12 protein-coding genes are annotated in these 12,050 nt (G+C 63.0%); 7 read left to right on the top strand and 5 right to left on the bottom strand.

Annotated elements, in window-relative coordinates:
* The first annotated feature begins 13 nt into the window (after positions 1-13).
* The 6 genes from LB526_RS02885 (at position 14) to LB526_RS02860 (ending at position 7,275) form a co-directional block, all read left to right on the top strand.
* Entirely contained in the window at positions 14-2,575 is a 2,562-nt protein-coding gene (locus tag LB526_RS02885; RefSeq protein ID WP_224626019.1) for an FAD-dependent oxidoreductase, read from the top strand.
* Positions 2,576-2,705: 130 nt separating this feature from the next.
* Positions 2,706-3,647 (top strand): phosphoribosylaminoimidazolesuccinocarboxamide synthase, encoded by a 942-nt coding sequence (locus LB526_RS02880; RefSeq protein ID WP_224626017.1) that lies wholly within the window; start codon positions 2,706-2,708, stop codon positions 3,645-3,647.
* Positions 3,648-3,723: 76 nt separating this feature from the next.
* Positions 3,724-4,566, top strand: coding sequence for a DUF1194 domain-containing protein (locus LB526_RS02875; RefSeq protein WP_224626015.1), 843 nt, complete (start codon positions 3,724-3,726; stop codon positions 4,564-4,566).
* A gap of 132 nt (positions 4,567-4,698) precedes the next feature.
* Positions 4,699-5,649, top strand: coding sequence for an ABC transporter substrate-binding protein (locus LB526_RS02870; RefSeq protein WP_224626013.1), 951 nt, complete (start codon positions 4,699-4,701; stop codon positions 5,647-5,649).
* 61 nt (positions 5,650-5,710) lie between these two features.
* Entirely contained in the window at positions 5,711-6,487 is a 777-nt protein-coding gene (locus LB526_RS02865; RefSeq protein WP_176476899.1) for an ABC transporter permease, read from the top strand.
* Complete coding sequence (locus LB526_RS02860; protein WP_140840046.1) at positions 6,484-7,275, top strand: ABC transporter ATP-binding protein; 792 nt, start codon at positions 6,484-6,486, stop codon at positions 7,273-7,275. The genes LB526_RS02865 and LB526_RS02860 overlap by 4 nt, the downstream gene beginning before the upstream one ends.
* 20 nt (positions 7,276-7,295) lie before the next feature.
* Here the strand turns inward: LB526_RS02860 and LB526_RS02855 are convergent, their stop codons facing one another.
* From LB526_RS02855 to LB526_RS02850, 3 genes are all read right to left on the bottom strand, one after another.
* Positions 7,296-8,234, bottom strand: coding sequence for a GlxA family transcriptional regulator (locus LB526_RS02855; protein ID WP_263482302.1), 939 nt, complete (start codon positions 8,232-8,234; stop codon positions 7,296-7,298).
* Between the two features lie 307 nt (positions 8,235-8,541).
* Entirely contained in the window at positions 8,542-8,676 is a 135-nt protein-coding gene (locus LB526_RS29535; RefSeq protein WP_140749884.1) for a hypothetical protein, read from the bottom strand.
* A gap of 343 nt (positions 8,677-9,019) precedes the next feature.
* Entirely contained in the window at positions 9,020-9,205 is a 186-nt protein-coding gene (locus LB526_RS02850; RefSeq protein WP_140627083.1) for a hypothetical protein, read from the bottom strand.
* Between the two features lie 221 nt (positions 9,206-9,426).
* On the opposite strand from LB526_RS02850, the gene LB526_RS02845 reads away from it, so the two are divergent.
* Complete coding sequence (locus LB526_RS02845; RefSeq protein ID WP_095764924.1) at positions 9,427-10,326, top strand: LysR substrate-binding domain-containing protein; 900 nt, start codon at positions 9,427-9,429, stop codon at positions 10,324-10,326.
* A gap of 1 nt (position 10,327) precedes the next feature.
* On the opposite strand, the gene LB526_RS02840 is transcribed toward LB526_RS02845, so the two are convergent.
* Positions 10,328-11,290, bottom strand: coding sequence for an alpha/beta hydrolase (locus LB526_RS02840; RefSeq protein WP_140840050.1), 963 nt, complete (start codon positions 11,288-11,290; stop codon positions 10,328-10,330).
* Between the two features lie 308 nt (positions 11,291-11,598).
* The gene (locus LB526_RS02835; RefSeq protein ID WP_181174730.1) at positions 11,599-11,784 is read right to left on the bottom strand and encodes a hypothetical protein; all 186 of its coding nucleotides are present in this window, start codon (positions 11,782-11,784) and stop codon (positions 11,599-11,601) included.
* Positions 11,785-12,050 lie beyond the last annotated feature (266 nt).

The following is a 12,050-nucleotide window of genomic DNA, read 5'->3' as shown; positions in this document are numbered from 1 at the left end:
GGAGTCGCGGGCAATGGCAGAGTTTCCGAAAAAGGCGAAGGTCGTCATCGTCGGCCTGGGCGGTATCGTCGGCGCTTCGGTCGCGCATCACCTGATCGAGCGCGGCTGGGACGACATCGTCGGCATCGACAAGTCGGGCATCCCGACCGATATCGGCTCGACGGCGCACGCCTCGGACTTCTGCTACACGACCAGCCACGACTTCCTGTCCTGCTGGACGACGCTCTACTCGATCGATTTCTACGAGAAGATGGGCCACTACGCCCGCGTCGGCGGCCTCGAAGTGGCGCGTGTCGGCGACGACGCCCGCATGGACGAGATCAAGCGCAAGATCGCCTCGGCAAAATCCTTCGGCACCCGCGCGCGGCTGATCGAGCCGGCCGAGATCAAGGAAAAATTCCCGCTGATCGAGGAACATCTGGTGCAAGGCGGGCTGTGGGATCCGGATGCCGGCCTCGTCATCCCGCGCTCGCAGACGGTTGCCGGCAAGCTTGTCGACCAAGGTGTCGCGGCCGGCAAGCTCCAGGCTTTCGCGAACACCTCGGCCAAGGAGTTGGTCGTCGAGAACGGCCGCATCAAGGGTGTGGTGACGGAACGCGGCACGATCGAGGCCGACTATGTCGTGGTCTGCACCGGCATTTGGGGCCGGCTCACCGCGGCGCTAGTTGGCGAGGACCTGCCGGTCATGCCGATCGACCATCCGCTGACATTCTTCGGCCCCTACAACGAGTTCGCCGGCACCGGCAAGGAGATCGGCTGGCCGCTGCTGCGCGACCAGGGCAACTCTGCCTATATGCGCGACACCGGCGACCCGAAGACCGCCGAGGGCGGCCAGATCGAATGGGGTTATTACGAGGAGACCAATCCGCGTCTGTGCCATCCGCGCGATCTTCTCGAAAAAGACCAGGCGCGGCTCTCGCCGTCGCAGCGCGACCTCGACATGGAGCAGATCATGGCGCCGCTGGAGCGCGCCATGGAGCTGACGCCGATCCTCGGCGAGCTCGGCTACAATGAAGGCCATTCCTTCAACGGCCTGCTGCAGGTGACCACCGATGGCGGTCCGTCGATGGGCGAAAGCCAGAAGGTGAGGGGGCTGTGGTATGCCGTCGCCATCTGGGTCAAGGACGGCCCGGGCATGGGCAAGCTGATCGCCGACTGGATGACCGACGGCCGTACTTCGATCGACCATCACGCGATAGACTATTCGCGCTTCTACCCGCACCAGACCAGCGAACAGTTCATCTGGGATCGCTGCACGGAAACGGCGATGAAGGTCTACAATCCGGCGGTGCATCCGCGCGAGCCTTTCTCCAAGGGCCGCAACATCCGCCGCTCGCCGTTCTATGAGCGCGAGAAGGAGCTCGGCGGCTATTTCATGGAGTTGGGCGGCTGGGAGCGCGCGCATGGCTACGCGGCCAACGAGCATCTGCTGGAGAAGTATGGCAACCGCGTGCCGGTGCGCGAGAACGAGTGGGACAACCGCCACTTCTGGCGCGTCTCCAACGCCGAGCACCTGGCGATGAGCGAGGATTGCGGCATCGTCAACCTGTCGCATTTCTCGATGTACGACATCGAGGGACCCGACCATGTCGCGCTGCTGGAATGGCTGTGCGCGGCCAAGATCGGCGGCGACAACAATATCGGCAAGGGCATCTACACCCACTTCCTCGACGAGGAAGGCATGGTGCGCGCCGACTTTACCGTCATCCGCATGGCCGATCGGTGCCGGCTGATCGACGGCGCCGACGCCGGCCCGCGCGACTTCCGCTACATGCAGCGCACCGCGCAGGACAAAGGCTTCGACGTCACCGTCACCGACGTGACGGAGAAATACGTTACCATCGGCATCTGGGGACCGAATGCGCGCACGACCCTGCAGAAGGTGGTCGAGGATCCGAACGGGCTGACGCCGGAGAATTTCCCGTTCGCGGCAATCAAGCCGATCCGCATCGGCGGCAAGGACGTCACCGCCTTCCGCATCTCCTATGTCGGCGAGCAGGGCTGGGAATTGCATATGCGCTACGAGGATGGGCTCGCCGTCTGGGACGCGCTGCGCTCCACCGGCGTCATGCCGTTCGGTGTCGAGACCTATGCCAACACGCGCCGCATGGAAAAGAGCCTGCGGCTGCAGAACGCCGATCTGCTCACCGAATACAATCTGCTCGAGGCCGACCTCGCCCGCCCGAAGGTCAAGGAGAACGACTTCTGCGGCAAGGCCAAGCATCTGGAGTATCGCGCCCGCGAGCACCAGCCGGCGATGCTGTGCACGCTGGTAATGACCGACAACAAAGACGCCAAGGGTGTCGCGCGATATCCGGTCGGCACCATGCCGGTGCTGGATCCCGCGACCGGCGAGACGCTGGTCGACGAGCTCGGCCGCCGCTCCTTCACCACTTCGGTCGCCTACGGCCCGACCATCGGCAAGAACATCGCGCTCGCCTATCTGCCTTGGGCCTATTGCCAGGAAGGCCGCAAGCTGCAGGTCGAGTATTTTGGCGAGACCTATCCGGTCGAGGTGGCCGGTGTCGGCTACAAGCCGCTCTACGACCCGGAGAACCTCAAGCCGAGGAGTTGACGACCGGCGCAATAGCGGCAACTGGTCGGAAAAGCTTTGGCCTTCCTCGGAAGGCCTTCAGGCTTGGCTTGATGTGCGCCAGGCCAACAGCTTATGTGGCCCATCAGAGCCCGCGAAAGCCACACGCCCCATGCGCATACTGTCCGACGCCTTCATTCCCGAACTGCCCAACCGCTACAACGGCAAGGTGCGCGAAAACTACGATCTGCCGGACGGGCGCCGCATCATCATCGCCACCGATCGTCTAAGCGCGTTCGACACGATCCTGGCCTCGATCCCATTCAAGGGGCAGGTCCTCACCCAGACGGCGCGCTACTGGTTCGAGGAAACAGCCGACATCTGTCCCAATCACGTGCTGGAATATCCCGATCCCAATGTCGTGGTTGGCAGGCGGCTCGACATGCTGCCGGTCGAGATCGTGGTGCGCGGCTATCTGGCGGGGACCACCAGCACCTCGATCCTGACCAAATACAGGAAGGGCGAACGGAGCTTCTACGGTCACACCTTTCCCGATGGGCTGCGCGACAATGAAAAGCTGCCGCAAGCAATCATCACCCCGACCAGCAAGGCCGCCAGCGGCGGCCATGACGAGCCGCTGTCGGAAGCCGAGATCATCGAACAGCGGCTGCTCACGCAGGCGCAGTGGGACACGGTATCGCGTTATGCGCAGCAGCTGTTCGCGCGCGGCCAGCAGCGCGCCGCCGGACGCGGCCTGATCCTGGCCGACACCAAATATGAATTCGGCACCGCGCCGGACGGCGCCATCGTGCTGGCGGACGAGATCCACACGCCCGACAGCAGCCGCTACTGGATCGCGGCGAGCTATGACGAGGCATTCGAAAGCGGCGGGCGGCCGCAGAGTTTCGACAAGGATTTCGTCCGCTCGTGGGTGTCGGCGCGCTGCGATCCCTACAAGGATCCGATTCCCAAAATTCCCGACGAGATCGTCAACCAGGCCTCGGCGGTCTATATCCAGGCCTACGAGGCGATCACGGGCGCGGAATTCGTGCCCGACCTTTCCGGTGACAGCGTGCTGGAACGCATCCGTGCGAATCTCGCGCGGTATTTTTGAACGGTTCCGCGGCGGCGGAATCCGATGCCCGGATTCCCGGCTTTTGCGCGCGGCGATTTTCGCCTAACCTTGCTCCATGTCTGCTTATGCCCGTGCAAGGCATATTTTTTCAGGCAGTGCCGCGCTGGCGCTGGCGCTCTGGCTGACACCGGCAGCTTCTCCTGCCGAGCCTGTCGATGTCGAACTGGTGCTGGCGGTCGATGTTTCGCTCTCGATGTCGCCGGCCGAGCTTGAGATCCAGCGTCATGGTTATGCCGCGGCGCTGACGCATGACAATGTGCTGAAGGCCATCGCCGACGGCGCCTACGGCAAGATCGCGGTAACCTATGTCGAGTGGGCAGGCACGACCTGGCAGCGCGTCATCGTGCCGTGGACGGTGATCGCCAACCGCGCCGATGCCGAGAAGGTGGTGGCGCAACTCGATGCCCGTCCGCCGGACAGCGCCCGGCGGACCTCGATCTCCGGCGCGCTGAGCTTCGGCAGCGATCTGTTCGCCGAGAGCGGATTCCAGGGAACCAAGCGCATCATCGACATCTCCGGCGACGGGCCCAACAATCAGGGCGCGCCGGTCGACCTCACGCGCGACGAGGTGGTCAGGCAAGGCATCACCATCAACGGGCTGCCGCTGATGACGCGCGGCGGTTTCAGCGGCGCCTTCGACGTTGAGAATCTCGACCGCTATTACAGCGACTGCGTCATCGGCGGACCGGGCGCCTTCATGATCCCGGTCAATGACTGGACGCAGTTTCCCGAAGCGATCCGCCGCAAGCTGGTGCTCGAGCTTGCCGGTCCCGCTTCGCTGCAATGGGCGGCGCAAGAGGCGGCGCATCCGCCGGTCGTGCTCGCCGACGACGGGCCGGCCGCGGATTGCCTGGCAGGCGAGAAGATGTGGCGCAACCGCGGCTGGGGCACGCCGTGAGCAATCGAGAAGCCCCTCAAGGTCCGCCGGCGGGCGTCGGATTGGACCCTCGTCCGGTGCGGCTTCCGCTTCATTGACAAGCCTTTTGGGGTCTGTGAGACAATTCGCGCTCACCACAAAAGGGGAACCACAATGAAAAGAACCTCCATCTTCGCGGCGGCGCTGACGGCGGCCGCGGTGCTCAGCGCGCCGGCGATGGCGGCGACGTCGATCACCATCGGCATCAGCGGCTGGACCGGCTTCGCGCCTCTGACCTTGGCCAAGCAGGCCGGGCTTTTCGAAAAGCACGGGCTCGACGTCACGCTCAAGAAAGTGCCGCAGGCGAGCCGTCCGCTGGCCATCGCCAGCGGCGACCTGCAATGCGCGGCGACCACGGTCGAGACCTGGATGGTGTGGAACGCCAGCGGCGTCACCACCAAGCAGATCTTCCAGCTCGACAAATCCTATGGCGCCGACGGCATCGTCGTGCGCAACGACATCAAGACCGTCGCCGATCTCAAGGGCAAGAACGTCGCCTCGTCCGCGCCTGGAACCTCGCCCTATTTCCTGCTCGCCTGGGTGCTCAACAAGAACGGCATGTCGACCAAGGACGTGACAGTCGTCAACCTGGAGCCGGACGCGGCGGCGCAAGCCTTCCTCGCCGGCCAGAACGATGCCGCCGTCACCTACGAGCCCTTCATCTCAGCCGTGCGCGACAAGGCCGACCAGGGCCACATCCTGGCGACCACGCTCGATTATCCGATGGTGATGGATACGGTCGGCTGCACGCCGGACTTCCTCAAGGCCAATCCCGATGCCGCCAAGGCGCTCGCCGACAGCTATTTCGACGCGCTCGACATGATCAAGAAGGATCCGCAGAAATCCTACGAGATCATGGGCGCCGACGTGAAGCAGTCAGCCAAGGAGTTCGAGGAGTCGGCCAAGTACCTGAAATGGGCCGACAAGGCCGAGAACAAGCAGTTCTTCACCAAGGATTTTCAGGACTTTTCCAAGACCGCGGCAGAGCTGCTGCTGCAGATGGGGCTGATCAAGGAAGCGCCGGATGTGTCGACGCTTGCAGACACCAGCGCGATCGCCGACTGATCGCGTATCGCCCGATCGGCGGCGTGACGCCGCCGATCCCTCCTCTCAAGGACTTTTCCTGATGCTGCGCCCCTTGCATCCCGTTGCGCCGGGCACGCGAACCGTGCTCGGCGTCGCCTTCTTTGTCCTGTTCGTGGCGTTCTGGGCGTGGATCACGCTCGGCGGCCATGTGAACCGGATCTTTCTTGCCGATCCGCTGTCGATGCTGAAGGATGGCTGGCGGCTGCTCGTCGAAGACCGGTTCTGGCTCGATATCCTGATCACTATCTGGCGCGTCTTCGGCGGCTTCGTGCTGGCGTCGATCGTGGCCGTGCCGATCGGCATCGCCATGGGCGCCTGGAAGCCGGTCGAAGCCTTCCTCGAACCGTTCGTGTCCTTTGCGCGCTACCTGCCGGCGTCGGCCTTCATTCCGCTGCTCATCCTATGGGCCGGCATCGGGGAACTCGAAAAGCTCCTGGTTATCTTCGTCGGCTCGGTGTTCCAGATCATCCTGATCATCGCGGTCAAGGTCGGCGGCACGAGGCGGGACCTTGTCGAAGCCGCCTACACGCTGGGGGCGACCGACAATGGCATCGTCAAGCGCGTCATCATGCCGGCCAACGCGCCGGAGATCGCCGAAACGCTGCGGCTGGTGCTCGGCTGGGCCTGGACCTATGTCATCGTCGCCGAGCTGATCGGCTCGTCGTCAGGTATCGGTTACATGATCATCAACAGCCAGTCGCGGCTGGCGACGGGACAGATCATCTTCGGCATCATCGTCATCGGGCTGATCGGGCTTCTGTCCGACTTCGCCTTTAAGGCGCTCAACCGCTGGCTCTATCCGTGGAGCCTGGCATGAGCAAGCTTCTGATCGAGCGCGTCTCGCGGACCTTTGCCGGGGTCGGGGGCGGCCAGCCGGTGCAGGCGCTGCAGCCGGTTGAGCTGTCTGTCTCGGCCAATGATTTCATCACCATCCTCGGGCCATCCGGCTGCGGGAAGTCGACGCTGCTGAGGATCGTCGCCGGACTGGAAGCGCCGAGCACCGGCCGCGTGCTGCTCGACGGCAAGGCGGTCACCAGGCCGGGGCCGGACCGCGGCATGGTGTTCCAGTCCTACACGCTGTTTCCCTGGCTGACGGTCGCCGAGAACATCGGTTTCGGCCTGCGCGAGCAAGGCAGGCCCGAGCGCGAGCGCAACGAGATCGTCGCTTCCTATGTCGATCTCGTTGGGCTGAGGGGCTTCGAGAACCATTGGCCGAAGCAGCTGTCGGGCGGCATGCAGCAGCGCACGGCGATCGCGCGCGCCTTGGCCAACGACCCCGAAATCCTGCTGCTCGACGAACCGTTCGGCGCGCTGGACAACCAGACGCGCGGACTGATGCAGGAACTGCTGCTCGGCATCTGGGAGCGGCGCAAGAAGACGGTGCTGTTCGTCACCCACGACATCGAGGAGGCGATCTTCATGGCGTCGCGGGTGATCGTGATGAGCGCCCGGCCCGGCCGCATCAAGTCGGATGTCCCGGTCGACCTGCCGCATCCGCGCCATTACACGCTGAAGACCAGCCCGGAATTCTCCGCGCTCAAGGCGCAGCTTACCGAAGACATCCGCATCGAGGCAATGCGGACCGCGCAGGGGCAGTCCGCCTAGACGACTGCGCCTTTGCCCGCTTAAGCCGCCAGCAACTGCTTGCGGTCGACGCGCTCCTGCTGCGGCGAGCGCGCGTAGAGCTCGCGGTAGCATTTGGAGAAATGCGAGGCGGAGACGAAGCCGCAGGCCACCGCCACTTCGACCACCGGCAGCGACGACTGGATGAGCAGGTGCCTGGCGCGGTCGAGCCGGATCTCCAGATAGTAGCGGGCAGGCGAGCGGCCCATCTCGGTGCGGAACAGGCGCTCGATCTGCCGGCGGGAAAGATCGACATGGTCGGCGATCTCGATCAGCGACAGCGGTTCGGCTAGGTTGGCTTCCATCAGCTCGATGATGGTGAGCACCTTCGAGTTCTGAACGCCCAGGCGGGCGCGCAGCGGCAAGCGCTGGCGATCGGTCGGGCTGCGCACGCGGTCGGTCAACACCTGCTCGCAGACGCGGTTGACGAGGCTTTCGTCGAAATCGTCGCCGATCAGCTTCAGCATCATGTCGAGCGCGGCGGTGCCGCCGGCGCAGGTATAGACGTTCTGGTCGACCTCGAAGAGGTCGGCAAAGACATTGGCCTTCGGGAATGCCTCGGAAAAGCCCGGCAGGTTTTCCCAATGGATGGCGCAACGCTTGTTGGACAACAGGCCGGCGGCGGCCAAGATATGGGCGCCGGTGCACAGGCCGCCGACGGCGACGCCGCGGTTGTATTCCTCGCGCAGCCAGGCGAAGGCCGATTTGTTGTGGTAGCGCTCGACATTGATGCCGCTGCAAACGATCGCCATGTTCGGCCGATCCGGCCCGGCCATCTTCTTGCGCTCTTCCTCGAGCGAGGTGTTGACGGCGCATTCGACGCCGTTCGAGGCGCGCACCGGCTTGCCGTCTATGCTGGCCAGCCGCCAGCGATAGGCTTCGTAGCCGAGCATCCGGTTGGCCGAGCGCAGCGGATCGAGCGCCGTCGCAAAGGCGATCATGGTGAAATCGGGAATGAGGAAGAATACAAACGATCTCTTGATCGGATGCTTTACGGCATTCACGGGAAACCTCACGCAGCCATGACGCGAACAGGATGTCGCGAACAGCATAGCGACAACAGGAAAAATCATTCCTGTCAATCGGGTAGGCGGCTAAGTGAAGATTAAATTTGCGACATGGGTCGCAAATGGGCAATTCAGCTGGGCATAAAGCTCCATCGCCCGGGCAATGCAACGTCAACGCACATGAAAACGCCGCCTCGGTTCAACCGGGCGGCGTTGAATTCAGCTTTGGATGCCAATTGCCTCAGGCGACGAAGCCGAGACGGGCAGCATTCATGGCGCCGGTCTGGCCGGGCATGGTCTTGGCGAGACGCTGACGCTCGAGAGCGGTCGTCAGGTTCATTTCGCGGCGGGTGAACAGGCGGGCAAAAAGCTTCATCATCATCTCCATTCGGTTGCTCAGACGGGTCGCCTTCGCTTGATGGAGTGGGGCAGCTCGTTTGCTGGCGTGGATATAGGCTCGCTTCAGCAAAAACTAAATCGCAAAAGCGAAGCGCTTGTTATGAAAAGCGACATCATTTGCGACTTTTTTAGGCGGTGTGCTCAAAATTTCCGATAATTTACAGCGGCTTAATTCGAAAATTAACCCGCTATGCGACTTGTTCATATGCGTCATGCAGCGGCCGCATGGCTGGAAAAGTCGTTTGAACGCAAACAAAAGACCAAACAAAAAGGCCTGCCGAGCTGATCCGGCAGGCCTTCAGAACTCTATACACACTTGATTACTTCGCTCCGGCCCAGCTTCCGACGCCGAGGCGCATGCCGGTCTTGGCGTCGGCGGCTTCCGGCCAGCCGATATCCTTCTGCAGTTCGATCGGCAGCGCATGGATGGCGCGTTCGGTCTGGTAGCGGGCGCGGGCCGCGCTGAATTCGGTCGCAAGCCGACCGATGGAAGACAGGATAGACATTTCTTTCTCCTCTATGCGGGCAGGGAGGGGCGCCCGTCATTGCGTTAAACCAGGTCTGTTTCAGCTTCATTTCACGTCGATTGCAGGACTGTGTCAGGGTCGTTTCATGGCTGCTTTTGGCAGCATCCTGTATCGATCGAGTTGACTATGCGCCTGGAGTGATGTTCAATCAAACGAAATGGAATGATCGATTGCATCAGAAAAATTGAAGGCAGACTGCCATGAACGCCCCGCTCAATCATCCCTTGCCGCTGCTTGACCTCGATGTGCTGCGCACCTTCGTGGCGATTGCCGAGACCGGCAGCTTCACCACCGCCGCCAATGCGGTGTTCCGCACGCCATCGGCCGTCTCCATGCAGATCAAGAAACTCGAGGACATCCTCGGCCGTTCCGTCTTCGCGCGCGACGCGCGTTCGGTGACGCTGACCACGGATGGCGAGATGCTGCTCGGCTATGCGCGCCGGCTGTTGTCGATCAACCGCGAGGTGGTGTCGAAGTTCATCATTCCCGACATTGTCGGCGTGGTGCGGCTCGGTTCCCCGGACGACTATGGCGAGCGCGTGCTGCCGCATGTGCTGAAGCGTTTTGCCCAGTCGCATCCCTCGATCGCCGTCGACGTCACCATCGACCAGAGCATCAATCTGCGGCGCCGCATGGACGACCGCGCGCTCGACATCACACTGCTCACCAATTCCTACAAGACCAGCGCGATCGGCGCTGAGGTGCTTTTGACCGAGCCGATCGTGTGGGCGGGCGCCAAGGGCGGCTGCGCGCATCTGCGCGAGCCGCTGCCGGTGTCGCTGTGGGAAGAAGGCTGCGCCTGGCGGGCGGGAGCGCTCGAAGCGCTCGGGCGCGAGGGCCGCAACTACCGCATCGCCTATATGAGCGCACACACGGCCGGCCAGCGCGCCGCGATCATGGCCGACCTCGCGGTGGCGCCGCTGCCGAAGTCCTTCCTCGGCGACGACATGGTCTCGCTGGGCGCCAAGGACGGCATGCCCGAGATCGGCACCTACAATCTTGCCATGGTGGTGGCGCCTGATGCGAGCGCGCCGGTGAAGGCCGTGGCCGACCATATCCGGGCGACGTTCGAAGTGTTCCGGGAAACCGGCAAGTTCTGAACTATTCGGCCGCGGGCGCGGAGCGGGCTGCGAAAGCTGCTTTCGTCCTGCGTCGAGCGCGGGCTCGGGCTGGCGCCGGAACGCTGAGGAAATCGACGATGGAATCGCGAGCGCGGCGCGCCTCGGGCATCTCGATCAGCGGCCAGACGTGGAACATGCCTTCCTCGTAGACCAGGTCGACCTCGACACCGGCAGCACGCGCGCGTTCGGCGAAGATGAGATTATCTGGCGTCAGCATGTCGCGTGAACCGGTCAGGAGCAGCGTCTTGGGCAGCACGGACAGGTTGCCGTAGAGCGGGCTGATATGCCAGTCGGTGCGGTCGAAACCGGCGCTGTAGAGCCGCACCGCTTCCAGCCCACCCGCAATACCCAGCCACGGATCCTGCCGCTCGGCCTCGAAGACTTCGGGATTTGCAAGCGAAACGTCGAGACCGGGCGAGATCAGCACATGGCGCGACGGTGCCGGCAGCCCCTCCTCGGCGGCCATCATGGTCAGCACAACGGCCATGTTGCCGCCGGCGGAATCGCCCATGAAGACGATGTCTTGCGCCTCAGTCTCTTCGAGCATGCGCCGGTAGACGTTGCCGACCATGCCGAACATGTCATGGAAATTGTGCTCCGGCGCGATGGGGTAGACCGGCACGGTGATGCCGAAACCGAGACGCTCGGCCATTTCGGCGATCAGCCCCCAATGGTAGGACGTGATCTGAAAGACATAGGCGCCGCCATGCATGTAGAGGATGCGCCGGCTTTCGCCCGCCTTCGGCGCGATCTCATAGACGGGAAAGCCGTCGATCTCGGTCTCGGTGATGTCCAGCCGTGCCCTGAGCAAGGCCGGCGGATGATAGTCCTCGGTCTTGCGGGCGTAGGCGATCCAGCGCTGCAGGTTCTCTGGACTGGAAAACGCCTTCTTGCGGCTGTGCCTGAGAACGAACGAAACGAGATGGCTTTTCAAACTGGGCATGCAGATACACGCGCTTCGGCAGAGCCGACTAAGAGAATTCCCCCGTTCTGCGAAGATTGTACCTCAGTTAAAAATGTCAAGGATCACGCTGGCACATCGGCGTGATCGGATGGTGCCGGTTCTTTGTTTGCGCGATTTCGGGCGGAAGGCTACGGCGAATTGTCGAGCCTAACCGCTGCGCACTGTTCTGGAATTGCTCTAGCGCCGCTTCGACAGCAGCGCCGCGCGCAGTCTGTTGTCGACGTTTGCCGAGGCCGCGTCGCGGCCCAGGCGCTTGCCGAGCAGCTTGCATTTATCGGCGAAGGTCATCAGCGCGGCGTGCCCAGAAGCAGCGCATGAAGGGCTGCCTGCGGGTCGCTCGGCGGCGAGGCCGGCCAGCCGATATCCTTCTGGACATGCGCCGGCAGATCGTTGAGCGCGCGGATCGCCTTGTTTCTGGCATGGGCCTGCCGGATGGTGACACCGAAACGGCTGAGATTTCCGAACATCGACATTTTCATCTCCCTTGAAGAGCGTGGCAGCCGAAGCTGCATGTCTTTGTCCCAAAGCCGCGAAGCGCTTTGGGCGACACCCACAATCTTCAGCCGCCGTGCGATGGCCGCTAAATGCGTCACGCATGTATCGGGTCGATTTCGCGAAAACAGCGTTTCCGTTTCGAGATCGCGTGGATTCGGAAACATTTGCATACAAATGAATTGAGCAGACCGGCGCGCCCGTTTCGATCCGAATAGCTGCCATCGGCGGTTGACAGAGGCGAACG

The organism is Mesorhizobium sp. CA6 (assembly GCF_020165035.1).
GTDB lineage: Bacteria > Pseudomonadota > Alphaproteobacteria > Rhizobiales > Rhizobiaceae > Mesorhizobium.
This window is presented reverse-complemented; position numbering and strand designations above follow the sequence as displayed.